Source organism: Herbidospora daliensis, assembly GCF_001570585.1.
In the GTDB taxonomy this organism is placed as follows: Bacteria; Actinomycetota; Actinomycetes; order Streptosporangiales; family Streptosporangiaceae; genus Herbidospora; species Herbidospora daliensis.
Genome location: NZ_BBXF01000010.1, coordinates 167,488 through 190,262, shown reverse-complemented (window position 1 = coordinate 190,262; position 22,775 = coordinate 167,488). Strand labels below are relative to the sequence as shown.

Sequence of the window (22,775 nt, the reverse complement as noted above, 5' to 3'; positions counted from 1 at the left end):
AGCCCTGGCAGAGATCGGCGCGATCGGCCCGCACCCTCGCCATGCGGACCTCCCGGGACAGGACCGCGCGACCGGTTCGCCCTGCCGGGCGGAGGTCTCGGGAAAGAGCCCCGGCCGTGGAGATGATCTCAGCCATCAGCCCGCGGCCTTGGCCACCCCGGCGCCGATGGCCTCGGCCAGGTCGACCACCCGGGGGCCCCAGCGCGAGGCGACGTCGTCGTCGAGTTCGACCACGTCTCCGTCCTTGATCGCTTTCAGGCCGCCCCAGCCGGGGCGTTCCGCCAGCGCCTCGGCGTTCTGGGCGCAGCACTTCACGTCGGCCAGGAAGATCAGGTCGGGGTCGGCCTTGGCCACGAACTCGGCCGAGAGCTTCGGGTAGCCGCCCGCCGCGTCGGGGGCCTCGTCGGCGATGTTGACCAGGCCGAACAGGGCGTAGATCTGGCCGATGAAGGTGGTGGAGGTCGCGGCGTAGGGGGTGACGTCGAGCTCGTGGTAGTAGGTCAGCTCCGTCTTGGGGGCGGCGGCGGCCAGGTCGGCGAGCTTGCGCTTCATGCCGGCCACGACCTCGTCGGCCTTGGCCCGGTTGCCGGTGGCGGTGCCGAGCTTCTCGATCTCGGCGTAGGCGTCGTCGATCTTGGTGGCGGCGCTGAGCACCAGCACCGGCACGCCGACCTTGCCGAGCCCGGCGACGACGCCTTCGAGGTCGTTGGAGACGATCACCAGGTCGGGGTTGCGCCCGGTGATGGCCTCGACGTTGGGCTTGAAGCCCGACAGGTCGGTCTTGGGGGCCTCGGCCGGGAAGTTCGACTGGTCGTCGACGGCGGTGACCTGCGGCCCGGCGCCGATCGCGAACAGCGACTCGGTGGCGGTGGGCGACAACGACACGATCCGCTGCGGCCTGGCGGCGATCGTCACCGATCCGTTGGCGGCCTGGACCGTCACCGGGAAGGGGCCGCTGGGAGCGGCCGAGGCGGCGGGGGCGGGGGTGGCGGTGTCGCTGCTGCCGCAACCGGACAGCAGGGCGACACCCAGCAACACGCCCGCGAGGGCCGTGCGAAGGGGCCTCACGAGTTTCCTCCGGAGGAGTTGCCGGGAAACGAGAGACCCGGGGACGGATCACCCTTTCCACGAGGGCGGACGACGTCGGCGACGACGCAGGCGACCTGGCTGACCCTCGGCCGGGAGATCACGACCGGGGGATCACAGTTGCGGGAACAGCGCCGGGTTCGCACCGGACTTCGCTGCGGCGTCACGCGCCCCATACGTTACCAACAGCCTTTTCGCCGGGAACGTGAGGCTATGCTGACCGCATGGTGCGGCGGACCGTCACGGCGACCGGGCGGCTTCTGCTGGGGCTCCTGCTCGTCCCCCTGTGCCTGCTGGCCATCGCCGTCACCGTCTTCACCCTGGTCTTCTCGGCGACCTACCTCGGGCTGGTCCTGCTCCCCTTCGCGATCCGGCTCAACCGCGCCGTGGCGTCGCTGGCCCGGCGGAACGCGGGGGCGTGGCTCGGCCGGCCGGTGACGGCGTCCTACCATCCGATCAGGGGCGGCATCCTCACGCGCGTGCGCGTGGTCATGGGCGACCCGCAGACCTGGCGTGACCTCGCCTTCCTGGCCCAGCACGTGTTCACCGGCCCGTTCGGCGCGATCCCGGCCGTCGCCCTGTGGGGCGCGCTCGGCTGGGCGCTGTCGCTCCCGCTGTGGTGGGACGCGTTCGGGCCCGGCCGCTACGTCTACCTGCCGTGGGCGCTCGACTCGTGGTGGATGGTGGCGGTCACCGTCCCGCTGTTCATGGCGGTGGTGGCGGCCGTCGGGTTCCGGGTCGTGCCGCTGGTCGCCGAGGGGCTGGCCCAGCTGGCCCGGTCGCTGCTCGCGACGCCGCAGCACGTGCGGCTGGCCGAGCGGGTGGCCGAGGCGCTCGACGCGCACGGCTACGAGCTGCGCCGCATCGAACGCGACCTGCACGACGGCGCGCAGGCCCGGCTGGTCTCCATCGCGATGCGGCTCGGCATCGCCGAACGCGTGCTGGCCACCGACCCCGGCAAGGCCGCCGCGCTGATCACCGAGGCCCGGCTGAGCACCGAGGAGACGATGACCGAGCTGCGCGGCCTCATCCGGGGCATGTACCCGCCGATCCTGGCCGACCGGGGCCTGCCGGGGGCGGTCGCGGCGCTGGCGGCCCGCTCGCCGGTGCCGGTCGAGACCGAGACCGACGACGTCGGACGGCTCCCCGCGGCGGTCGAGGCGGCGGCCTACTTCGTCATCGCCGAGGCGCTGACGAACGTGGCCCGGCACAGCTCCGCCGCGAAGGCGACGATCGTCGTCCGGCGTACCGAGAACCGGCTGACCGCCGAGGTCACCGACGACGGCCGGGGCGGCGCCGACGAGGACGGCGGATCGGGCCTGGCCGGGATCCGCCGCCGGGTCAGCGCCTTCGACGGGGTGACCACACTGACCAGCCCGCCCGGCGGGCCGACGACCCTGCGGGTGGAGCTGCCGTGCGAGTGATCATCGTTGAGGACAGCGTGCTGCTGGCCGAGGGCCTGACGCTGCTGCTCACCACCGAGGGGCACGAGGTGGTCGCCACCGTGGGCACCGCCGAGGAGTTCCACACGGCCGTCGCCGAGCACCGCCCCGACATCGCCGTGGTCGACATCCGGCTGCCGCCGACCTTCCGCGACGAGGGCGTGCGCGCCGCCGTGGAGGTGCGCCGCGTCCACCCCGGCCAGCCGATCCTGGTGCTCTCCCAGTACGTCGAGCAGACCTACGCGACCGAGCTGCTGGCCGGGGGCGGCGGCGGCATCGGCTACCTGCTGAAGGACCGGGTGGCCCGGGTGTCGGAGTTCGTCGACGCGCTGGAGCGGGTGGCCAAGGGCGGCACCGCCATGGACCCGGAGGTCATCGCCCAGCTGCTGGTGCGCCGGCACGCCCACCCGATCGACTCGCTCACCCCGCGCGAGCGCGAGGTGCTGTCGCTGATGGCCGAGGGCCACTCCAACACCGACATCGCGACCACGCTCGTGGTCACCGAACGGGCCGTGCACAAGCACGTGGGCAACATCTTCGCCAAGCTCGGCCTGCCGCCGAGCGACGGCGGGCACCGCCGCGTGCTGGCGGTCCTGGCCTATCTCAGCGGGGTGTAGCCAGCACCACCATCCGGGGTGGCGGAGACCCGTCGATCAAGTCGGGTGCCCGCGGGACCGACTTCGGCGGGCCGTTTCGGGAGGCTCAAGGGGACTCGATTCCCCCCGGAGGCGGCCCCCCATGTCGATGACCCACCCCCATCCCGTCCATCCCGTCGCCTCGCCGCGCGACCCGTTCGTCGACGTCCTGCGGGTGCTGGGCATGGTGCTCGTCGTGGTGCAGCACTGGACGATGCCGGTGCTGACCGACCGCGGCGGCGACCTGGTCACCGGCAACGCGCTGGCGTCGGTGCCGCTGGTGACGTGGGTCAGCCAGGTCATGCCGCTGGTGTTCTTCGCCGGGGGCGCGGCCAACTACCTGAGCTGGAAGGGCAGGCCGCAGAGCGCAGAGAAGTGGATCGGCAAGCGGATCGTGCGGCTCGGCTGGCCGGTGCTGCCGCTGATCGCCGTGTGGTTGCCGCTGCCCTACCTGCTGGGCGCGCTGGGCCTGCCGGCGCAGCCGGTGGAGGTGGCGTCGCGGCTGGTCGGCCAGCTGCTCTGGTTCCTCGCCGTCTACCTGCTCGCCGTCGTGACCACGCCGCTGCTGTCGCGGGCGCCCGCCGGGGTGCTGCTGCCGCTGTGCGCCGCCGGGGCGCTCGCCGTCGACGTCGTCCGGTTCTCGGGGTTCGAGGCCGCCGGTTACCTGAACGTCGTGTTCGTCTGGCTCGCCGTCCACCAGATCGGGTTCCTGTACGCCCAGGGCAGGCTCGCCCGCCTGACCGGACGCAGGGCCCTGGGGCTGGCCGCCGCCGGGTTCGGCATGACGGCGGCCATGGTGCTGGCCGGCCCCTATCCGGCCAGCATGATCGGCATGCCCGGCATGCCGTCGAACATGGCCCCGCCGAGCGCCGTGATGCTGGTGGTCTTCGCCGGTCAGCTCGGCCTGGCCCTGTGGGCGCGCGAGCGGCTGAACCGGGCGCTGCCTGCGCCGGTGCTGGCCTGGCTCGCGCCCCGCATGATGACCTTCTACCTCTGGCACATGACGGCGCTCATCACCGTCGGCGGCGTCGCGTTCGTCGGCTTCGGCGCGCAGACCCCCGAACCGTGGTCGGTCACGTGGTGGCTGCTGCTGCCCGTCTGGCTGGGCTGGTTGTCGCTGGTGCTGGCCGTGCTGACGGCGCTGCTGGCCCGGTTCGAGGCCGCGCCCCCGGCGAGCCCGACCCGCGCCAGAACGATCGCGGCGACCGTGCTGTCGGCGGCCGGGCTGCTCACCCTGACCGTCACCGGGTTCACGCCGGGCACGTTCGTGCCGGCCGCCGGCAGCGCCGCGCTCGCCCTGGGGCTCGCCCTGCTGCTCAGGCGGCGAGCTGCCGCTCCGCTTCCGCGATGACCCGCTGGAGGCGCAGCCCGTGGGCCGCGTCGAGCGGGTGGCCGCCGCCGTTCCTGACCGTCTGGGCGAACTGCGCGACCATGCGCTCGAAGGCGTCGTCGCCGAGCATGGCCCCGAACAGGGTGGCCGAGCCCTTCCGGCCGAACACCTCGACGCGGGCGTCGGGCAGGTCGCCGGTGGCGGCCATGGTCAGCGACGCCTCGCTGACCGCGCCGGTCTCGTGCTCCAGCAGCAGGCCGACCCAGCCGAGGGAGTTGCCGTGGGCGCGCACCCCGGCGATCGGGCCGAGCGCCGCGTCGAGCAGGTCGAGCATGTGGGGGCCGACGTCGAGGATCGCGCCGCGCTCCAGCCGCCACGGCGTCGCGAACGGGCCGCCGTGCAGCGCGCCGCCGATGTTGGCCGCGTAGCCGCCGAAGGGCTCGATCCCGGCCGCCCTCTCCAGGAAGGCGGCGGTCGCGGTGGCGTACCGGAAGGAGAACACCATCTGCGTCGCCACGCCGGTCTCGGCGACGGCGTCGGCCAGCCGCCGGGCGCCGTCGAGGCTGTCGGCCAGGGGCTTCTCCAGCAGCAGGGCCTTGCCGGCCTGGGCGGCCAGCACCCCGAGCTCGGCCTGCACGCCCGGGGGCACGCAGAACGCCACCGCGTCGCAGTGGTCGAACAGCTCGTCGAGCAGCTCGAACGCGCGGGTGCCGTGGCGGGCGGCGAGCTCGCGCGCGGCCTCGGGGCGGCGCGCCCAGATCCCGGCCAGCCGGGTGTCCGGCCCGGCGGCGAGCTTGGGGGCGTGGATCATGCCGGCCCAGGGCCCGGCTCCGATCAGTCCCACAGATACCGGTTCCATCTGCCAACTCCCCTTTGTCGCGACACGTCGGCGATCAGAGACTATCGACCGACCACCGGGCACCATGGGGCTGGTGAACATCATCCTGCTGCGCCACGGCGAGACCGAATGGAGCAGAGCCGGCCGCCACACCGGGCGGACCGACATCCCGCTGACCCCCCACGGCGAGGCGCAGGCCCGTGCCCTGAACACCGTGGTCGGAGGCCGCGACTTCGCGCTGGTGCTGGTCAGCCCGGCCCAGCGGGCCGAGAAGACGGCCGAGCTGGCCGGGCTCACCGGCTGGGAGACCGACCCCGACCTGTGGGAGTGGGACTACGGCGGCTACGAGGGCGTCACCACGGCCACCATCAGGGAGTCGATCCCCGGCTGGTACATCTGGCGCGACGGCGTGATCCCGGGAGACTCGGCCCACCCGGGGGAGAGCGTCGACCATGTCGGCGAGCGCGCCGACCGGGCGATCACCCGGGCCGTCGACGCGCTCACCGGCGGCGACAGCGCGGTGCTGCTCGTGGCGCACGGCCACTTCCTGCGGGTGCTGGCGGCCCGCTGGCTCGGCCTGCCCGCCTCCGAGGGCAGACTGCTCCGGCTCGACACCGGCACCTACTGCTCACTCGGCTACGAGCACGGCGAACGGGTCGTGCTGAGCTGGAACTGCCCGATCTAGGAGTTGACGGGCGCGGGCTGCGGTCCGCGCCCGGTGAGCCATTCGAGGACCTTGCGGTGCCCCCGGCGGGCGTCTTCGAAGTGTCCCCAACGCCAGTAGCGGGGCTGGTCGCGCACCCCGGTGACCCACGTCCGGTACGCCACCGGCCGCGGCTTGCCGTCATGGGGATCGGCCGCCGAGGCGACGCCGTACGTCCTGATCACGACCCGCCCGCCCGGTGCGAAGAGCACGTCGTCGGCGACGGGGTACAAGGTCATCTGGTCCAGCATGGGAACCATGCTGCCGGACCCGTGTTACACACCTGGCCCAAAGCCGTTAAGTGCGTGAACCTCGTGTTAAAAGTCGTGGTGAGACACGTCACGCGACCAGGCCGTCGAACTCCCCGTCCTTGACGCCCAGCACGAGCGCGCGGATCTCGTCCCGCGTGTAGATGAGCGCCGGCCCCTCGGGGAACCGGGAGTTGCGGACGGCGACCCCGCCGTCGGGCAGCTCCGCGAGTTCCACGCAGTTGCCCGTGGAGTTGCTGTGCAGGCTCTTCCGCCACTGGACCCCGGAAAGGGCGGTGGCGGGCATCCCGTTATAAGTCTGCATACACTTTCTCTCTGAGAAGATCATCGAGCAGGTCCCTGGTCCCGCCCGGCGTGGTGCTCTCCACGCAGAGTTGTTCCATGGCCGTGAGGTACGGATCGATGTCCTCGCGTTTGTCGAGGTACAGAGCGCCCCAGAGTTGCTCGACGTAGACCACGTCCGAAAGGTCGGACTCCGGAAACCGCAGGATGGTGAAGGCCCCGCCCTCGGCGGCGTGCATGCCGAAGCGGAACGGCATCACCTGCAGGGTGATGTTGGGCAGCCGGGCCACGTCGAGCAGATGCTCGATCTGCTCGCGCATGATCTTCGGCCCCCCGATCGGCCGGCGAAGCGCGGCCTCGTCGATGACCGCCCACAGGCGCGGGCCGCCCGCATGGGCCAGCCGCTCCTGTCGCTGCATCCGCACATGCACGCGGCGTTCGATCTCGTCATCGGCGGCGTCGGGGAACCCGAGCCGGATGACCGCGCGGGCGTACGCCGACGTCTGGAGCAGGCCGGGCACGAACTGCACCTCGTAGGTGCGGATCACGCTGGCCGCCTCCTCCAGTCCGATGAAGGTGACGAACCAGCCCGGCAGCACCTCGCCGAACTTGTGCCACCAACCGGGCGTGTTGGCCTCCCGGACCATCTCCAGGAGCTGCCGTCGCTCCGCGTCGTCGACGACGCCGTACAGGGTGAGCAGGTCTTCGACGTCTCGTGTCTTGAATCCGACCCGGCCGAGTTCCATCCGGCTGATCTTGGATTCGGAGGCGCGGATGTGGAATCCGGCCTCTTCGCGGGTCAGGTCCCGCTCCTCGCGCAGCCTCCGGAGACTGGCGCCGAGCATGATGCGCCGGACGGTGGAGCCGGAACCTGGCGGGTCGATGGACACGAGTCATTCCTCCGGTATGTGGACTGAACTACAGTCTGTCAAAGATCGCCCCTTTCGTCCCAGGGTCGTTTTGGGTAACCGTAGCGCCTGCAACGACCATCTGCACGTGCATCCGCTGTTGCACATGCACGAGACCGTGCCCCATCATGATCTCGTGCACTCGGTCCTCGAATGGTCGGCACTCGATTGGTGGCCCCCGGTCGGCTGGTGGCCCGAACCCGCGCGCGACCTCCCGCCTGCCGTCTCCCCCACGCAGGCGGCCACGTTCGTCCTCCCGCCCAAAGCCGATTCGGTCCACAGCGCCCGCAGCTTCGCCACCGGCACCCTGACCGGCTGGGAACTCGGCGACCTGTGCGACGGCATGGAACTCGTCGTCTCCGAACTGGCCACCAACGCCCTGCGCCACGGCCTGGAGATCGGCCACCGGCACCGGCGCGAGGTGATCAGGCTCGCCCTCATCAGGCGCGGCGGGTTCGTCACCTGCGCGCTCACCGACCCCGGCTCGGCCACCCCCGTCATGCGCGAGGCCAACCCCTTCGAACCCGGCGGGCTCGGTCTCCACATCGTCGAGTCGATCAGCGTGCGGTGGGGCTGGTCGCCCCTCTCCCCGCACGGGAAGGCCGTCTGGGCCGTCCTGAATTGAGGGCCTCGCCGGCCGAGGGGTGTCCCCGTGCAGCCCGGACTGTGCGGGGACACCCCTTGGCCGACGATCTCTTGTTGCCTCTGGGACCACTGTTATCCCCCAGCCAGGAATTCCCCATCGAGTATCCGGGATCGCCTTCCGATCGCGTGATCCTGTGCTGAGGTGGAGTCCAGCACTCTTCGCGGGGAGGAGGGAGAACAGGAGAATGACCTTTTCGTCGCCCAGGGTGCCGAATATCTTGATCTCACGTGCGTCTCCACCACCGCGGCTTCCCGAGGCCCTGAGAGATCTGTGATGGACGATCACCTAATCGCCTGGCTGACAACTCTCGACGAAGACCGTCTCGCGCGTGTCCTGGCCAACCGCCCGGACGCCATCGCCCCGCCCTGGCCCCGGCGGATCGATGCGCTCGCGCAGCGGCTCGGCAACACGTTCGCGGTCATGGAGGTCATGCGCGGCCTCCCGCTGCCCCCTCTGGAGCTCCTTCAGGCGTGCCTGGTCATCGGCGGCCGCCCGACGGAGGACGAACTGGCCCGGTTCCTCGGCGTGTCCACCTCCGAGGTCATCCCGTGGCTCGACCGGCTCTACGACTGCGCCCTGGCCTGGCCCGGCCCCGACGGCCGCATCCACCTCGCCGAGGCGGTGGCCCGCTGGTGGACCGCCCCGTGCGGCCTGGGCGAACCGCTGGCCCACTACCTCGAATCGTGGGCGCTCAACGCCGAAGGGCTGCGGCGCATGTGCCGCACGCTGGGCATCGCCCCGGCGGGCGGCAAACGCCAGATGACCGCCCGGGTGACCGCGCTGCTCGGCGATCCCGACAAACTCGGCGACCTGCTCTCCTCGGCCCCCGAGGGCACCGTCGGCCTGCTCGACGACTTCGCCTGGGACGGCCCGGTCCGCAGCGTCGACGGCAACCGCTTCGTCAACCCCGGCACCCCCGAGAAGTGGGCCCAAGACCGCGGCCTGCTGTTCCGCACCCAATGGGACGTCGCCGAGATGCCCCGCGAGGTCGCCCTCGGCCTGCGCGGCCCCGAATACCACGGCCCCTTCACCCCCTATCCGCCCGACCTGGCGACGATCCCGGTCGACCGCGACGCCGTCGACCTGGCGATGGCGCTGGCCGCGCCCCACCTGCTCGACCGCGCCACGGCGCTGCTGGAGAACACCGACAAGACCACGCTGCCGCTGCTGAAGAACGGCGGCGTGGGCGTGCGCGAGATCCGCCGCGTGGCCAAGGAGACCGGCACCACCGAAGACGAGACCCGGCTGCTCATCGAGGTCTGCGCGGTGGCCCGGCTGCTCGCCCTCGATGACAAGGCCGGCGGCCTGGTGCCGACCGAGCGCTTCGACGCCTGGCGGCTCGAAGACGCCCCCCACCGGCTGCGGGTGCTGCTGGCGGCCTGGTGGCGGATGGAACGCTCGCCGCTGCGCCGCGTCGACGGCCGATATCCGGTCGTGCTCGGCGACGACCCCGCCGGCGAGACCCTCGCCCGCATCCGCCGGGCCGTTCTCGGCGCCCTGACCGACGTCGAGGCCGGCCAGGGCTTCGCCACCTTGCAGGAGCTGGTGCAGTCGGTGCACTGGCGGGCGCCGCTGCTCGACCGCGAGCTGCTGGCCGAGTCGGCGCCCGGCATCCTGGAGGAGTCGCGGCTGCTCGGCCTGACCGCCTGCGACTCCCTCACCGACCTGGGCCGCGCCCTGGCGTCACTGGGTTCGGTCGCGGGCGACGAGCACGACGACTGCGCCCCCGAGGTCGAACACGACCCGGCGCTGGCCGAGACCTCCACCCGGGCGCTGGCCAGCGCGCAGCGCACCGCCCTGTTCGGCGCCGACCTGACCGCCGTGGTCACCGGCCCGCCCGCGGTCGAACTCGCCTCGCTGCTCGACCGGGTCGCCACCCGCGAGGCCAAGGGCGCGGCGTCGATCTGGCGGTTCAGCCCCGCGACGGTGCGCCGCGCGCTCGACGCCGGGTCGAGCGCCGACGAGCTGCTCGACGAGCTGTCCCAGGTCGGCACCCTCCCGCAGCCGCTCGTCTACCTCATCAACGACGTCGCCCGCCGCCACGGCGAGGTGACCGTCACCTCGGTCGGCTGCATCGTGCAGGGCTCCGACCCCGGCCTGCTGGCCGAGATCGCCGGCCACCGCAAGCTGGCCAAACTGGGCCTGCGCCAGCTCGCCCCGACGGTGCTGGCCAGCAACGCCCCCGCCGACCGCACCCTCCGCTCGCTGCGCGAGGCCGGCTACGCCCCCGTCCCGGTGAACGACACCGGCGACATCGAGATCCGCCGCGAACCGGCGGGCGGCCGGCTGATCCTGCTGCCCGGCGGCCGGGTCGCCGAGCTCGAACCGCCGCCCATGTTCACCGAGCCCCCGCCCGACCCCCACGAACACGCCAAGCGCCTGATCAAGAGCCGCGACGACGGCCGCCAGAGCGGCCACACGTGGGCCCTGATCGGCCGTCTGGCCAGCCGCCTCCCGACCGCCCAGCAGTCGCTCCTGGGCTTCGTCGTCGACCGGGGCGTGCGCGCGCTCATCACCCTGTCCGACGGCGTGACCGCGACGGTCAGCCACGGCGAACTCCACAGCGGCGTCCTCGACGCCTGGTGCGAGGAGGCCGGCGACTACCTGGAGTTCCCCCTCAACGAGATAGCGTCCGTAACGGCTTCTTAGCGTTACGGCTCCCGCCTACCCCGCCGCCGCCCGCCGTCGCGGGTCCCGCGCCGCATCCGGCGCGGAACCGGCCGCGCGGGCGGCCCGCCGTCACGGCAGCGCCGCCACCGCCCGGGACACCGGGCGGAGCGTGGCGTCCTGACTGGGCGGCGTCCCGAACTGGCGGCGATACTCCCGGCTGAACTGCGACGGGCTGTCGTAGCCGACCCGATGCCCCACCCCGGCGATGTCGCCGTTCCCCGCGGCCAGCATGAGCCGCGCCTCCTGGAGCCGGATCTGCTTCTGGAACTGGATCGGGCTCATCGCGGTCACCGCCTGGAAGTTCCGGTGGAACGCCGACACGCTCATCCCCGACAACCGCGCCACCTCCTCCACCCGGAACGGCTGCGCGTAGTGCTCCCGGATCCACCGCACCGCCCGCGCGACGTGGCTGAGCCCGCTGTCGGCCAGCCCGAGCTGCCGCACCGCCGCGCCCTGCGGCCCGCTGGCGACCAGCCACAGGATCTCCTTGACGACCAGCGGCGCGAGCACCGCGCGGTCGCGCGGCCGCTCGATGAGCCGCAACAACCGCACGACCGCGTCGAGCAGTTCGGCCGACGCCTCGCTCACGGCCAGCCCCGGCACCGCGCCGCCCGGCTGCCTGGGCACCTCACCCGCCAGCAGGACCTCGGCCACCGCCTCGGGCCGCAACACCAGCCCGAACCCGAGCGCGGGCGTCTCCCGGGTGGCCCCGACGAAGTGCCCGGTGACGGGGAGGTCGACGGAGGCGACGAGATACTGCCCGGCCCGGTAGTCGTAGACGCGGTCGCCGAGTGCGAGCCGCTTCTCCCCCTGCGCGATGAGCGCCAGCACGGTCCCGGACATGGACGTCTCGGGCGGCTCCGACCGCTCGACCCGGGAGACGAGCACCCCGTCGATGGGGGTGGTCATGTCGGGCCGGGCATGCCGGTTCAACAGCGCACGCAGTTCGTCCATCACCCGATTACACCGTGGTCGAGAGGATCAGGCAAGGGCGGGCGAGCATCGTGCTACCTCAGAGCCATCGGCGGCGATGTAATTGCATCACCGACGAGAGGAACGAGCATGACCCCCGCCTACGGCTTCACCGCCACGATGACCGCCCTGCCCGGCCGGGGCGACGACCTGATCGCCCTGCTGCTGACCGGCCTCGACGAGGGCTCCCCCGCCGCGAGCGACCACTGCCTGGTCTACCTGGTCAGCCGCTCGGCCACCGACCCGGACGTCGTCCAGGTCACCGAAGGCTGGACCACCGAGGCCGACCACCACCGCCTGTTCGCCGGCGAGCGAGCTCAGGCGATGGTCGCCCGCATCGCCCCCCTGCTGGCGGGCGAATCCGCCTACACCGACCTCACCCCGGTGGCCGGCAAAGCCGCCTTCTGACCTCACGACAACCGAAGGCCTGGCATTCGCCGCCGAGCCGCCCGGCATCCCGTCCCTGCGGCCTCCCATCGCGTGGCGGGCCGGCCGAGCTCTTTCCCCCCACCACTGAAAGGACCTCTCATGACCCCCGTCCGGCCCGGCGTCGACGCCGAACTGCTGGCTCTGTCCGCCGATCTGCCGCTCATGCCCGAGCTGACCCCTGACGTCGTCGCGATGCTGCGCGGCATGCCGTCCCCTCCCCTCGACGTCCTGCTCGCCGGGCGGGAGGTCGAGCGGCGGGAGGTGACGGTCGCCACCGGCGACGGCGCGGAGATCGCGCTGACCGTGCTGGTGCCGCCCGGGGCCGTCGACGCGCCGTGTGTGGTGTGGATCCACGGCGGCGGCATGATCATGGGGGACCGGTTCGCGAACCTGGACATCCCGCTGGAGTGGCTCGACCGGTTCGGGGCGGTCGTCGTCACCGTCGACTACCGGCTCGCGCCCGACGTCACCGGCGTCACCCTGGTCGAGGACTGTCATCGCGCACTGACCTGGGCCGCCGAGAACGCCGGAGACCTGGGCGTCGATCCGGCGAGGATCGTCGTGGCGGGCATCAGCGCCGGTGGCGGGCTGGCCGCCGGGGTCGCCCTGATGGCCCGCGACCGAGGCGGGCCCGCGCTCGCCGGGCAGGTGCTGATCTGCCCCATGCTCGACCATCGCGACGCGACGACGTCCACTCTGCAGTTCACCGGACCCGGGGTGTGGAGCCGCGAGATGAACGCCTACGGCTGGCGGGCCCTGCTCGGCGGCCTGACGGGCGACGACGTCCCGGCCTACGTCTCCCCCGCCGTCGCCGCCGACCTGTCGGGCCTGCCGCCCGCCTACGTCGACGCCGGTTCGGCCGAGGTCTTCCGCGACGAGGACGTCGCCTACGCCACCCGCATCTGGGCCGCCGGCGGCCGCGCCGACCTGCACGTGTGGGACGGCGGCTTCCACGGCTTCGACGCCCTCTACCCGGCCGCCGCCCTCTCGGCGGAGGCCCGCCGCACCCGGACCGCCTGGCTCGACCGGCTGCTCTAACCGCGCAGCACGGCCACCAGGTCGATCTCCACGAGCTTGTGGTCGAGCGTCGAACCGACGGTGGTCCTGGCGGGGAACGGCCGCGCCATCGCCGACTCGTAGACGGCGTTGTACGCCGCGTAGTCGCGCCCCAGATCGGCGAGGTGCACGGTCACCTTGACGACGTCGGAGAAGTCGAGCCCGCGCGCGGCCAGCAGCGCCCGCAGGTTGTCGAGCACCTGCCGCGTCTGCGCGCCGACGTCGTCGCCGACGACCTCCCCGGTGACGGGGTCGTGCGGCCCGGTGCCGGCGGTGTAGAGGAACCCGTTGGCGACGACGGCCTGCGAGTAGGCGCCCCCGGGCGCGGGCACGCCGTCGGCGGCCTCGATCACTTCCCTGCTCATGGCTCCGTTCTACGGCGGCGGCGCCCGAACGGACGCCGCGCCGCGCCGCCCTTCCGGACGGTCGCGAAAGGCATTTACCACTCCCGGGCGACCGGCTCCGTCCTCCCGTCACCTCGGCCCCCGGCGCACGATGGAGTCCACCGGAGAACGGGGACCGACATGTGGTGGATCGTCACGGCCGTGGCCTTCCTGCTCTTCGCCGGACTGGCCTCCATCGCCGAACTGGTCTACCAGTCGAGATGGCAGGCGATCGCGCGAGGGCGGGAGGCGACCTGCGCCGAACTCGACGAACTGGCCGCGACCGCCCGGAGCGCCGGCGGCGGTGAGTTCTTCGCCGACGTCGTTCAGGTGAACGGAGTGACGGCGGAGGGTCCCGGCGAGCCCCTGGTCGCACCGCTCAGCGGGCGGAAGTGCGTCTGGTGGGAGTTCAGCGTCAGCCGCGTCTACTGGCAGGTGCCCAAGGAGCAGTCGGACAAGGCGAAACCCACCCGGCAGACCCATTACGTCACCGGCGGGCGCAGCGAGGAGCGTTTCCTTGTTCAGGACGAGACGGGATCCGTGGCGGTCTCCATGGGGAACGACAGGCCCGAGGGCACGACGAGCTCCCACCACGCCGCGTACGCCCGCAAGGAGCTGACCAAGTGGAGCGTCCGGGAGATCCCGAAAGAGGTGCTCGACGCCGCCGCCATGACACGCGACGACTCCAGCACCATCTCCTACCGGATCGACGAGCGGATCCTGCCGCCGGGGGTGCCGCTGTTCGTCCACGGTGAGGCGACCGACCGTGCCGGGCAGGTCGTCATCGGCCGCCCGCGCAAGGGCGGACGGCTGATCGTCTCGGTCATCGGCCGGAACCGGCTCATCGCGGACTACAAGCAGAACCAGCGGCTGGCCCGCGCCGGCAGAATCGCCCTGCTCGTGATCGCGGGCCTGTCCCTGCTCTTCTACGGGCTCACGCTGGTCTTCTAGGGCGTCAGGGTGAGTTCGTCGCTCGTGGCGCTTTTCACCCGTTCCTCCGTGAACGGCCATGGGGTCGTCCTGCCCTCGGCCCACAGGTCGGCCTGGTCGGCGTAGTTGGCGTTGAAGGCGTGGCCCGACGCGCCCGTCAGGTTGACCCAGGTCGACGCGTCGAGGTCGGCCAGGTCGACGACCATGCGCATCGACGGCACCCAGTTCACCTCGTAGCCGCCCGACGCCGCGTCCCAGCCGGTGGCGTTGACCGCGTCCTTGCTTCCCGACAGGTGGTAGGGGCCGCGGTTGAACAACCATTCGATGGGGCCGATGCCGCTGGTGCCGAAGGTCTCGTTGGTGAGTTCCAGGGTGTGCAGGTCGCCCCACTTCCACGCCTGGGGGTCGTCGCCGAGGGTGCGGCGCAGTTCCGCCGAGGCGGCCGTCAGGGCCGCGCGGAGGATGTCGTCGCGCTGTTCCGCCTTGGGGGTCCGCACGTCGTCCCACCACGTGTCCGAGGGGGCGTCGAGGAGGCGGCGGATCACCTCGAACCAGCGGTCGTTGCCGCCGGGGCGCAGGTCTTCGGGAAGTTCGTCGTCGAAGGTCAGGGTCAGCAGGTTGCGCCAGACCGCGTTGAAGTAGGCCGCCGCCGCGCTGTCCTTCTCCTGGGTGAAGTCCCAGCCGGTGAACAGCCGGGTGTCGGCGCCGCCGATCCGCGCCAGGTGCGGGACCAGGATGGGGGCCAGGCCGTTGAAGGAGTCCTGGTGGATGGCCGACATGACGTCCTTGGTGACCTTGCCGGCCGCGATCGCCTGGGTGAGGCGGTCGGCGATGCGCTGCGAGCGGTAGCCGTAGGCCCAGTCGTCGGTGAGGAAGTGGTTGTAGCCGGGGCCGACGACGGCGTTGTTGGCGGTGGCGATGAAGCCCGCTTCGGGGTTGTACGCCGTCGGCAGTTCGTCGAACGGGATGAAGCCGGTCCACTCCTGTTCGCCGGTCCAGCCCTCGGCGGGCCACTTGCCGTCGCCGCCCGACCTGACCGGGATCTTGCCGGGGGCCTGGTAGCCGATGTTGCCGGAGGTGTCGGCGTACACGAGATTCTGTGACGGGACCTCGAACTGGGCCGCGGCCTTGCGGAACTCCTCCCAGTTCGTGGCTCTGCCGAGCAGGAAGATGGCGTTGCCGGTCTTGCCGGGGTCCAGGGCGGTCCAGCGCAGTGCGACCTCGACTCCCGTGGTCTTCAGTCCGGCTACGGGTTCGAAGACGTCGGAGACGATCGGGCCGTGGCGGGTGGTGCGCACGGTCAGGTCGACCGGGGTCCCGCCCGCGACCTCGATGCGTTCGGTGCGGGTCTCCAGGGGGGCCCAGGTGCCGGAGATCTCGTACGTGTTCTCGCGCACCCGCTCCAGATAGAGGTCGGCCACGTCGGGGCCGAGGTTGGTGAAGCCCCACGCGATCGTGCGGTTGTGGCCGATGACGACGCCGGGCAGGCCCGAGAAGGTGAAGCCGGAGACGTCGTAGGGGCAGTCGGCCGACAGGGTCCGGCAGTGCAGGCCCGCCTGGTACCAGATCGAGGGCATCTTCGGCCCGAGGTGCGGGTCGTTGGCGAGCAGCGGCTTGCCGGTGTCGGTGTGCTTCCCCGACACCACCCACGAGTTGGAGCCGATGCCCTTCAGGTCGCCCTCGCCGCCCAGCAGCGACGGCACCGTGTTCAGCGTCGCGGAGACGCGCCGCAGGGCGTCGGCCGCGGCGACCGGGCGCTCGCCCGAGGTGAACGCGCCGTCGCGGACGCCGCCCGAGGTCACGATGGGGCGGTGCCGGTCGTAGGGGTAGGGCGGGAACAGCTCCTCGACGCGTTCCCTGGGCACGGTCGCGGCGTCGACGGCGCGCTCGATCTCGTCGTCCATGTTCGACCGCAGGTCCCAGGCCATCGCCTTCAGCCACGACAACGAGTCGACGGGCGTCCACGGCTCGGGTTCGTAGTCGGCGTTGGTGAGCTTGAGGACCGCGTACTCCAGGCTTCTGGACGTGTAGCCCGCGTTGTCCCGCATCCAGGCGTTCACCCCGGCGGCGTAGGCGTCGAGGCCCGCCTTGGCCTCCGGGGTGAGGAGGTTGATCTCCTGCTCGGCCACGCGGCGCCAGCCGAGGGTGCGGACCACCTTGTCGATGTCCAGGGTGGAGTCGCCGAACAGCTCCGACAGGCGGCCGGCCGTGGTCTTGCGCCGGAAGTCCATCTCCCAGAACCGGTCCTGGGCGTGGACGTAGCCCTGCGCCCGGAACAGGTCGGCGGCGGTGTCGGCGTAGATCTGCGGCACGCCGTGGGCGTCGCGCCGCACGACGACCGCCTTGGCGAGCCCGGGTAGCCGCAGCTCACCGCCGGTCTGGGGGAACGACGCGCGGACCACCCAGACGACCCCGCCGACCGCGACGAGCGCGAGTACGAGAAGCGTCGTGAGCAGCCGCAACGCCCAGCGGAGCGGCCACGAGAACCTCTTGTACGGAGCGAATCTCACCATTCCCGGACCTTCCCGCTCATGTGCGCATCACAGTATGCGGGTCCGGAAGGGTGTTCTGGTACCTAGCCGGTGATCACGACTTCGGAGAAGTCGACCTGGAAGCCCTTGCCCACCGGGGCCGCCGCCATCGCGCCCGCGAGGGCGGGCACGCCCGGCGGGAAGTAGGCCAGCCGGAGCAGCGTGACGGGGTCGCCGCCGTTGACGCCCCAGTAGATGTGCACGGAGTCGCCCTCGCGGACGAGCTCGAACGTGACCGAGGTGGTGCCCTCGGGGGCGCGCATCACCGACCAGTCGGAGAAGTCGCGGGTGACGACGGCGCTGATCTGGACGTCGCCGTCGACGAACTCGACTCCGGCTTTGATCCAGTTGTTCTCGTCGGCGCGCAGGATGGCCCCGGCCTGGTCGTACTGCTCGGCGTAGTCGGCCGTGAAGGTGACCCGTACCTTGGCGTCGCCCTCGACGGTGCGGCCGTACATCGGCGCGGTGTCGTAGGTGTAGCCGTAGTGGGTCTGCCGCCACAGGTCGGTCTCACCGGTGACGGAGAAGGCCAGGGTGTCTCCGTCGGCGGTCCAGCTCGAAGGCTCGTTGATCCACGTCATATGGGCTATTTTGCCGCTTCCCGGGCGCGCCGGGCCTCTCTCCGCTCCTCGAATTTCCGGGCGGTGACCTCGAGGTTGTCGAGGAACTCGGCGAGCTCCTGACGGGCCTTCTCGCCCTCGGGGTCGAGGCCCTCCTTCTCGAAGACCTTCCACTGGCGCAGGACCGGCATCAGCACCTCGTCCTTGTGCGAGCGCAGGTCGTAGATGCCGGCGTGGGCGATGGCCATCGACATGCGGGCGAACCCGGCCATGCCGGCGCCGGGCATCTGGAAGGAGGTCACCACGTCGGTGATGGCGCGCATGGTCTGGTTGGGGTCGAGCTCCAGGGCCGCGCCGAGCAGGTTGCGGTAGAAGAGCATGTGCAGGTTCTCGTCGGCGGCGACGCGGGCCAGGATGCGCTCGCACGTCTCGTCGCCCGACGCCTTGCCGGTGTTGCGGTGGGCGATGCGGGTCGCCAGCTCCTGGAAGGAGACGTAGGCGAGCTGGCCGAGCATCGTGCCGTACTCGGTCTGGAAGCCGTTCTCCATGTGCGCCATGCGGGCCCGCTCCAGCGCGGTCGGGTCGAGGGCGCGCGAGGCGATGAGGTAGTCGCGGATGACGATCGCGTGGCGGCCCTCCTCGGCCGTCCAGCGCCCGACCCAGGTGCCCCACGCGCCGTCGCGGCCGAAGGTGGTCGCGATCTCGTGGTGGTAGCTCGGCAGGTTGTCCTCGGTCAGCAGGTTGACCAGCAGCGAGGTGCGGGCGACCTCGGGGATGGTGGAGTCTTCGGGCCGCCAGGGCGTGCCGCCGAGGATGCCGTCGAAGGTGCGGGCGTCGTCCCACGGGATGTATTCGTGCGGGAACCACTCTTTGGCCACGCCCAGGTGCCGGTTGAGATTCTCCTCGACGACGGGTTCCAGCTCGATGAGGAATTCCGTCTGCGTCAGTGCGCGCGCCATCTCAGCTCCCCACATACTTACGTTTTCGTAACCTACGCTACCGTAGCTTTGTGGTGAAAGGTTCGAGCCGGGGCACAAGCCGACGCCCGAGTTCTTGTAGATACCGATGCTTGCCGAGGTAATGTGCGGCACATGCCCAAAGGTGCACGTGTCTGGATCGGTCTGTCGGTCGGGCTCCAGCTGATCTGGAGCCTGCCCCTGGCGGTCTTCATGTATGTCCTGTGGACGAACAGCGGCGCGCAGGTCAACCTCACCCTGTCCCTCGTCTTTGGAACGCTCTCGCTCGCCGTCGTCGTGGCGCTCGCGCTCACCATCACGGCGTGGCGGCGTGCCGACGCGCGCGAACGCGAGCTGCGCGAGAACGGCCTGCGCGCCGAGGCCGTGGTCACCGACGTGGTGCCGACCGGCGTGCGGGTCAACAACCAGCTCATGTACCGGCTGATCGGGCACGTGCCCGACGTGCCGGGCATGGAGCTGCGGCAGTCGACCCTGTGGCCGGTGCCGCCGGGCACCCGGCTGACGGTCGCCTACAGCACCGACCGTCCGGGCAAGCCGCTGATCCTGGACGACCTCAAGACGGTGGCCCACCGCATGCGGGTCGGCCCGGTGCCGCCGCTGGCGACGGGCGCCGACGCGGTCATCCAGCGGCTGACCCAGCTCGACGGGCTGCGGCAGTCGGGCGCCATCTCCGACGAGGAGTTCCACCGGCTGAAGTCCGACGTCATGGAGGGGCGCTAGTCCCCGCGTGTACGCGGATCAGCGCGATCACCAGGTCGGCGGTGCGGGCCAGATGGGTGCGGCCGTCGGGCAGCCGTACCGCCGAGCTGATGTAGCTGCGCCGCCCCATGTGGGTGGCCGGGTCGAGCCGGTGCACGGTGACCTTCCCGGCGCGCACCGCCCGGTTCCAGCCGCTGCGGCGCAGCAGCCGCCAGCGCTGGGGGAAGATCCAGCCGGAGACGCGCTCGATGACGTCGGCGGCGCTGGTGAGCCGGTGCAGGCGGCAGGCGTGGGTGAGGTCGTTGGCGCCGTTGTGGAACCCGCCGATGGTGATCACCAGGATCGGGACGCCGAGCCGCGCCCGCAGCTCCCCGACCGCGCCGGTGGCGACCTGCGCGCCGCCGCTGTAGCCGAGCAGCACCACGGGCGTGCCGTCGCCGGGCCGGTAGCCGGCCAGGCGCAGCTGTTCGGCGATCTGCCCGCCCACCGCGCCGTTGTAGAGCGGACGGTACCGCCGGTCGGCCGCCACGAAGATCTGCATGACGTTGTGCAGGAACAGCAGGAGCCCGGCGTGGTGGCGGATCCAGTCCCACGCGGGCCGGTCGGCGAGCGGGTCGGCCAGCGGCGAGTAGGGCTGCACCTGGCCCAGCACCCGCAGTTCCGGCGCCCCGTCGAGAATCGCCTTGACCAGCTGGCCGCCGTCGCGGGTGTCGCGGAAACGGCGTTTGCCGATGCCGTCGAGGTAGACCAGGTAGGCGGCCGGCGGGCGGCCGGGGTCGGCGCCCCGGGCGTACGGCATGCCGTGGGGCAACGCGGTGGCGGGGGTGCGCCACCCGGCGGTGTAGGCCAGCACCTCGTAGCGGGCGAGCAGCGCCTCGGCGAGCAGCACCGGGCCGAGCACCAGCAGGAACACCGGGAACTCGATCACGCGACCACCCGCCTGACCGCCTCGATGGCGACGCCCAGCCCGGCTCCGGCGACCGCGACGCAGCCCGTGGCGGCCCACCACCCCAGCCCCGTCGCGGCGGCGAGCGGGCCGACGAGGTCGAGCCCGACCTTCACGAAGAGCAGCAGGTGCAGCACCGGCCCGAGCAGCGGGAACGCCAGCACGGCGGCCAGCAGCAGGGGCGCGAGCAGGCCGGGCGTCCAGGTGAGCGCGGCGACGTCGGCCGCCGGGGCCGGCCGCACCAGCCCGGCGAGGGTCCACGCGGTCAGCGGCCACAACGCGAACGCGGTGCCCTCGACGACCGCGCCGGAGGCCAGCAGCAGCACCGCGTGCGACCGCGAATGGCCCGGCCGCCGGGCGACCACGGGCAGCAGCCGCCCGGCGGCCTCCGACAACCCGGCGAGCAGCAGCATCACGACGACGACAGGCGACATGCGTCGGCGCTCCCCCGGCTCAGGTGGTGCTCGAGTTCGTCGGCCGCGCGCGCGTAGCCGCCGGCCTCGTGCTGGGCGAGGCGCAGCGTGGCCGCCGCGGCCCGGAAGGAGGGCTCGCGCAGCAGCCGCCGGGCGAGGGCGCGCACGGCCTCCTCGGTGACGCCGGCCGGGTCGATCGACAGGCCCGCCCCGAGCTCGGCGACCCGGCGGGCCACCAGCGGCTGGTCGGCGCCCTGCGGGACGACCAGCATCGGCACCCCGGCGTACATGGCCTCGTTCACGCTGTTCATCCCGCCGTGGGTGACGAACAGCGCGGCGCGGGCCAGCACCTCCGGTTGCGGCACGAACCGGCGGGCGAGCACGTTGCCCGGCAGCGGCTCCAGCGCGGCCGGATCGGTGGCCCCGGTGGCGACGACGACGGTGCCGCCGAGCGGCGCGAGCGCGTCGGCGAAGGTGCGCAGCAGCCGGGGTCCGCCGTCGAACACGGTGCCGAGCGAGGCGTACAGCACCGGCGGGCGCAGCAGGCCGGCGCGGAACGACGGGTCGGCCGGGCGCGCGCCCAGGCTCGGGCCGACGAACCGGTAGGAGCCGTCGAAGGCGTCGGCGCCGGGCTGGAACGCGCGTGAGGTGAAGACCAGGTTGAGCGGCTCGCGCACGTCGGCCAGGTCGAGCAGCGGCAGACCGCGACGGCGCAGCCGCCACCGCGACCGCAGGTAGCTCCCGGCGTTCGCGGGCCGGGCCGCCGCCTGCGCCAGCAGGTCCCACGAAGCGCGGGTCGGGCTGGGCGTACGCCGGTCGAAGGCGAACGTGGTGAACAGCGCCGCCGCCGGCACCCCGAGTTCGCGGGCCGCGACCGCCCCCCACGGGCAGGCCGCGCCGTGCACGACCAGGTCGGGCCGCAGTTCCCGCAGGTCGGCGAGCACCGAGGGCAGCAGGTCGGCGGTGGTGCGGGCGAGCCCGTCGAGCATCGTGAGCGGCATCGGCGGGCCGGGCAGCGGCCGGTCGCCCCCGGTGTAGAGGAACACCCGCGCGCCGGTGGCCGCGACGCTCCCGGCGAACGCGGGCGCGGTGTGGTAGCCGACCGAATGGCCCCGCCGGACCAGCTCGGCCGCCAGCGGCAGCGTCGGGTTGACGTGCCCGTGCATGGCGAGGTTGACGAACGCGACGGTGCTCATCGGCCGACCTCCATCCTGACCGCGCCGTAGAGACCGGGCCCGCCGACGCGCAGCCCGTCGAGGAAGCGGCCCGCCGTGCGGGCGGCGGTGTCGATCAGCCGCTGGGCGTGGCCGAAGTCCCACGGCGCGGGCCAGGAGTCGATGCCGGTCGGGAGCACGACGGTCGGGACGTGGCCGGCCGCCTCGCGGAGGTCGCGCTCGATCTGGTGCTGCCACAACAACAACCCCGCGCGGGCGGCGACCGCGCCGGCCCGGCGCGGCGGACCGGCCGGGCGCTGCGGCACGCTCGCCGGTCCGGCCGAGAGCACGACCACGCTGGCCGCGCCCGCGCGCAGGGCCGCCAGCACCGGGAGGTAGGCGACGACCCCGCCGTCGACGAGGGTCAGGCCGTCGCGGTCGACCGGGGGCAGCACCCCCGGGATCGCGGCGCTGGCCAGCAGCGCCGATTCGAGGTCGCCGTGGTCGAGCGGGATCTGCGCTCCAGTGGCCAGGTCCATGGCGACGGCGGTGAACGGCACCCGGAGCTCCTCGATCAGCGCCGGCAGCCCGGCGGCGGCGATCAGGCCGCGCAGGCCGCTGTCGGCGAAGACGCTGGCCCGTGAGGTCAGGTAGCCGAAGGGGAAGACGGTGCGGCGCCGGGCCCGCGTCCACACCCGATGGAGCCAGGGCGCGGCGTGGCCGGGGTGGGCGGCGGCGATCGCGCCGTTGAGCGCGCCCACCGACGTCCCGACGATCAGGTCGGGGACGAAGCCCCGCTGCTCCAGCGCGTAGCCGATGCCGACCTGGGCGGCCCCGAGCACGCCCCCGCCGCCCACCGCGACCGCCACCGGGCGCGGCAGGCCGCGCAGGCCGTAGGTGACCTTCATGATCCGTC

General features: G+C 72.4%; 24 protein-coding genes and 1 riboswitch. Of the genes, 10 read left to right on the top strand and 14 right to left on the bottom strand.

Translation table 11 applies throughout. The features are described 5' to 3' along the window. Nucleotides 1–135: 135 nt before the first annotated feature. Nucleotides 136–1,068: an ABC transporter substrate-binding protein gene (locus tag AW274_RS36010; RefSeq protein ID WP_062442797.1), complete on the bottom strand. Its 933-nt coding sequence runs from the start codon at nt 1,066–1,068 to the stop codon at nt 136–138. 68 nt (nt 1,069–1,136) lie between these two features. After that, a riboswitch (cobalamin riboswitch) is annotated at nt 1,137–1,283 on the bottom strand. A 27-nt stretch (nt 1,284–1,310) separates the two neighbouring features. Between AW274_RS36010 and AW274_RS36005 the strand changes: the two genes are divergently transcribed. The 3 genes from AW274_RS36005 (at nt 1,311) to AW274_RS35995 (ending at nt 4,514) form a co-directional block, all read left to right on the top strand. Then, the gene (locus tag AW274_RS36005) at nt 1,311–2,510 is read left to right on the top strand and encodes a sensor histidine kinase (protein ID WP_062442794.1); all 1,200 of its coding nucleotides are present in this window, start codon (nt 1,311–1,313) and stop codon (nt 2,508–2,510) included. Next, nucleotides 2,501–3,145: a response regulator transcription factor gene (locus AW274_RS36000; RefSeq protein ID WP_062442791.1), complete on the top strand. Its 645-nt coding sequence runs from the start codon at nt 2,501–2,503 to the stop codon at nt 3,143–3,145. Before AW274_RS36005 ends, AW274_RS36000 begins: the two co-directional genes overlap by 10 nt. A gap of 121 nt (nt 3,146–3,266) precedes the next feature. After that, entirely contained in the window at nt 3,267–4,514 is a 1,248-nt protein-coding gene (locus AW274_RS35995) for an acyltransferase family protein (RefSeq protein WP_062442788.1), read from the top strand. Here AW274_RS35995 and AW274_RS35990 read toward each other — a convergent pair. Then, complete coding sequence (locus tag AW274_RS35990; RefSeq protein WP_232320653.1) at nt 4,480–5,337, bottom strand: Gfo/Idh/MocA family protein; 858 nt, start codon at nt 5,335–5,337, stop codon at nt 4,480–4,482. The genes AW274_RS35995 and AW274_RS35990 overlap by 35 nt on opposite strands. An 85-nt stretch (nt 5,338–5,422) precedes the next feature. On the opposite strand from AW274_RS35990, the gene AW274_RS35985 reads away from it, so the two are divergent. After that, complete coding sequence (locus AW274_RS35985) at nt 5,423–6,016, top strand: histidine phosphatase family protein (protein WP_062442881.1); 594 nt, start codon at nt 5,423–5,425, stop codon at nt 6,014–6,016. Here the strand turns inward: AW274_RS35985 and AW274_RS35980 are convergent. The 3 genes from AW274_RS35980 to AW274_RS35970 form a co-directional block, all read right to left on the bottom strand. Then, a complete protein-coding gene (locus AW274_RS35980; protein WP_231515285.1) occupies nt 6,013–6,273 on the bottom strand; it encodes a hypothetical protein in 261 nt (86 codons plus the stop codon). The genes AW274_RS35985 and AW274_RS35980 overlap by 4 nt on opposite strands. Nucleotides 6,274–6,373: 100 nt before the next feature. Continuing rightward, nucleotides 6,374–6,607: a DUF397 domain-containing protein gene (locus AW274_RS35975; RefSeq protein WP_061294725.1), complete on the bottom strand. Its 234-nt coding sequence runs from the start codon at nt 6,605–6,607 to the stop codon at nt 6,374–6,376. Further along, complete coding sequence (locus AW274_RS35970) at nt 6,594–7,430, bottom strand: Sco1979 family transcriptional regulator (RefSeq protein ID WP_198169573.1); 837 nt, start codon at nt 7,428–7,430, stop codon at nt 6,594–6,596. Before AW274_RS35970 ends, AW274_RS35975 begins: the two co-directional genes overlap by 14 nt. Before the next feature lie 151 nt (nt 7,431–7,581). Here AW274_RS35970 and AW274_RS35965 point away from each other — a divergent pair, with 151 nt between their 5' ends. Next, nucleotides 7,582–8,118: an ATP-binding protein gene (locus tag AW274_RS35965; RefSeq protein ID WP_232320652.1), complete on the top strand. Its 537-nt coding sequence runs from the start codon at nt 7,582–7,584 to the stop codon at nt 8,116–8,118. Between the two features lie 294 nt (nt 8,119–8,412). Continuing rightward, entirely contained in the window at nt 8,413–10,788 is a 2,376-nt protein-coding gene (locus AW274_RS35960) for a helicase-associated domain-containing protein (protein ID WP_062442782.1), read from the top strand. 90 nt (nt 10,789–10,878) lie between these two features. Here AW274_RS35960 and AW274_RS35955 read toward each other — a convergent pair whose 3' ends face one another. Beyond that, nucleotides 10,879–11,763, bottom strand: a complete 885-nt coding sequence (locus tag AW274_RS35955) for an AraC family transcriptional regulator (protein ID WP_062442780.1) — start codon at nt 11,761–11,763, stop codon at nt 10,879–10,881. Nucleotides 11,764–11,871: 108 nt separating this feature from the next. On the opposite strand from AW274_RS35955, the gene AW274_RS35950 reads away from it, so the two are divergent. Then, nucleotides 11,872–12,189 carry a putative quinol monooxygenase gene (locus AW274_RS35950; protein WP_062442777.1) on the top strand — a complete coding sequence of 106 codons (318 nt, stop codon included), beginning with the start codon at nt 11,872–11,874 and terminating at the stop codon, nt 12,187–12,189. Between the two features lie 120 nt (nt 12,190–12,309). Beyond that, nucleotides 12,310–13,248, top strand: coding sequence for an alpha/beta hydrolase (locus AW274_RS35945; protein WP_062442774.1), 939 nt, complete (start codon nt 12,310–12,312; stop codon nt 13,246–13,248). On the opposite strand, the gene AW274_RS35940 is transcribed toward AW274_RS35945, so the two are convergent. Then, on the bottom strand, nt 13,245–13,631 hold the full coding sequence (locus tag AW274_RS35940) for a RidA family protein (protein ID WP_062442771.1): 387 nt from the start codon (nt 13,629–13,631) through the stop codon (nt 13,245–13,247). The two genes, AW274_RS35945 and AW274_RS35940, sit on opposite strands and share 4 nt — an antisense overlap. 159 nt (nt 13,632–13,790) lie before the next feature. Between AW274_RS35940 and AW274_RS35935 the strand changes: the two genes are divergently transcribed. Continuing rightward, a complete protein-coding gene (locus AW274_RS35935; protein ID WP_062442768.1) occupies nt 13,791–14,600 on the top strand; it encodes a GIDE domain-containing protein in 810 nt (269 codons plus the stop codon). On the opposite strand, the gene AW274_RS35930 is transcribed toward AW274_RS35935, so the two are convergent. The 3 genes from AW274_RS35930 to AW274_RS35920 form a co-directional block, all read right to left on the bottom strand. Further along, the gene (locus AW274_RS35930) at nt 14,597–17,092 is read right to left on the bottom strand and encodes a penicillin acylase family protein (protein ID WP_062442765.1); all 2,496 of its coding nucleotides are present in this window, start codon (nt 17,090–17,092) and stop codon (nt 14,597–14,599) included. The genes AW274_RS35935 and AW274_RS35930 overlap by 4 nt on opposite strands. Before the next feature lie 62 nt (nt 17,093–17,154). Then, nucleotides 17,155–17,691, bottom strand: coding sequence for a DUF1349 domain-containing protein (locus AW274_RS35925; protein WP_062442762.1), 537 nt, complete (start codon nt 17,689–17,691; stop codon nt 17,155–17,157). Nucleotides 17,692–17,696: 5 nt separating this feature from the next. Then, nucleotides 17,697–18,629, bottom strand: a complete 933-nt coding sequence (locus tag AW274_RS35920) for an acyl-ACP desaturase (protein ID WP_062442759.1) — start codon at nt 18,627–18,629, stop codon at nt 17,697–17,699. Nucleotides 18,630–18,761: 132 nt separating this feature from the next. Between AW274_RS35920 and AW274_RS35915 the strand changes: the two genes are divergently transcribed. Continuing rightward, nucleotides 18,762–19,367 carry an SHOCT domain-containing protein gene (locus AW274_RS35915; protein ID WP_062442756.1) on the top strand — a complete coding sequence of 202 codons (606 nt, stop codon included), beginning with the start codon at nt 18,762–18,764 and terminating at the stop codon, nt 19,365–19,367. Here AW274_RS35915 and AW274_RS35910 read toward each other — a convergent pair. From AW274_RS35910 to AW274_RS35895, 4 genes are read right to left on the bottom strand one after another with little or no spacing between them, the layout of a single operon-like run. Continuing rightward, the gene (locus tag AW274_RS35910) at nt 19,351–20,274 is read right to left on the bottom strand and encodes a hypothetical protein (protein ID WP_062442753.1); all 924 of its coding nucleotides are present in this window, start codon (nt 20,272–20,274) and stop codon (nt 19,351–19,353) included. The two genes, AW274_RS35915 and AW274_RS35910, sit on opposite strands and share 17 nt — an antisense overlap. After that, on the bottom strand, nt 20,271–20,726 hold the full coding sequence (locus AW274_RS35905; protein WP_062442750.1) for a hypothetical protein: 456 nt from the start codon (nt 20,724–20,726) through the stop codon (nt 20,271–20,273). The genes AW274_RS35910 and AW274_RS35905 overlap by 4 nt, the downstream gene beginning before the upstream one ends. Then, nucleotides 20,705–21,901: a macrolide family glycosyltransferase gene (locus AW274_RS35900; RefSeq protein ID WP_062442749.1), complete on the bottom strand. Its 1,197-nt coding sequence runs from the start codon at nt 21,899–21,901 to the stop codon at nt 20,705–20,707. Before AW274_RS35900 ends, AW274_RS35905 begins: the two co-directional genes overlap by 22 nt. Next, a complete protein-coding gene (locus tag AW274_RS35895) occupies nt 21,898–22,767 on the bottom strand; it encodes a patatin-like phospholipase family protein (RefSeq protein ID WP_063813869.1) in 870 nt (289 codons plus the stop codon). The genes AW274_RS35900 and AW274_RS35895 overlap by 4 nt, the downstream gene beginning before the upstream one ends. Nucleotides 22,768–22,775 lie beyond the last annotated feature (8 nt).

Excerpts from the sequence above, each read along its gene's own strand:
- AW274_RS36005 (WP_062442794.1), top strand. The coding sequence starts at position 1,311 with ATGGTGCGGCGGACCGTCACGGCGACCGGGCGGCTTCTGCTGGGGCTC.
- AW274_RS35995 (WP_062442788.1), top strand. The coding sequence starts at position 3,267 with ATGTCGATGACCCACCCCCATCCCGTCCATCCCGTCGCCTCGCCGCGC.
- AW274_RS35980 (WP_231515285.1), bottom strand. The coding sequence starts at position 6,273 with ATGACCTTGTACCCCGTCGCCGACGACGTGCTCTTCGCACCGGGCGGG.
- AW274_RS35975 (WP_061294725.1), bottom strand. The coding sequence starts at position 6,607 with ATGCAGACTTATAACGGGATGCCCGCCACCGCCCTTTCCGGGGTCCAG.
- AW274_RS35970 (WP_198169573.1), bottom strand. The coding sequence starts at position 7,430 with ATGCTCGGCGCCAGTCTCCGGAGGCTGCGCGAGGAGCGGGACCTGACC.
- AW274_RS35960 (WP_062442782.1), top strand. The coding sequence starts at position 8,413 with ATGGACGATCACCTAATCGCCTGGCTGACAACTCTCGACGAAGACCGT.
- AW274_RS35955 (WP_062442780.1), bottom strand. The coding sequence starts at position 11,763 with ATGGACGAACTGCGTGCGCTGTTGAACCGGCATGCCCGGCCCGACATG.
- AW274_RS35950 (WP_062442777.1), top strand. The coding sequence starts at position 11,872 with ATGACCCCCGCCTACGGCTTCACCGCCACGATGACCGCCCTGCCCGGC.
- AW274_RS35945 (WP_062442774.1), top strand. The coding sequence starts at position 12,310 with ATGACCCCCGTCCGGCCCGGCGTCGACGCCGAACTGCTGGCTCTGTCC.
- AW274_RS35940 (WP_062442771.1), bottom strand. The coding sequence starts at position 13,631 with ATGAGCAGGGAAGTGATCGAGGCCGCCGACGGCGTGCCCGCGCCCGGG.
- AW274_RS35935 (WP_062442768.1), top strand. The coding sequence starts at position 13,791 with ATGTGGTGGATCGTCACGGCCGTGGCCTTCCTGCTCTTCGCCGGACTG.
- AW274_RS35930 (WP_062442765.1), bottom strand. The coding sequence starts at position 17,092 with ATGGTGAGATTCGCTCCGTACAAGAGGTTCTCGTGGCCGCTCCGCTGG.
- AW274_RS35925 (WP_062442762.1), bottom strand. The coding sequence starts at position 17,691 with ATGACGTGGATCAACGAGCCTTCGAGCTGGACCGCCGACGGAGACACC.
- AW274_RS35920 (WP_062442759.1), bottom strand. The coding sequence starts at position 18,629 with ATGGCGCGCGCACTGACGCAGACGGAATTCCTCATCGAGCTGGAACCC.
- AW274_RS35915 (WP_062442756.1), top strand. The coding sequence starts at position 18,762 with ATGCCCAAAGGTGCACGTGTCTGGATCGGTCTGTCGGTCGGGCTCCAG.
- AW274_RS35905 (WP_062442750.1), bottom strand. The coding sequence starts at position 20,726 with ATGTCGCCTGTCGTCGTCGTGATGCTGCTGCTCGCCGGGTTGTCGGAG.
- AW274_RS35900 (WP_062442749.1), bottom strand. The coding sequence starts at position 21,901 with ATGAGCACCGTCGCGTTCGTCAACCTCGCCATGCACGGGCACGTCAAC.
- AW274_RS35895 (WP_063813869.1), bottom strand. The coding sequence starts at position 22,767 with ATGAAGGTCACCTACGGCCTGCGCGGCCTGCCGCGCCCGGTGGCGGTC.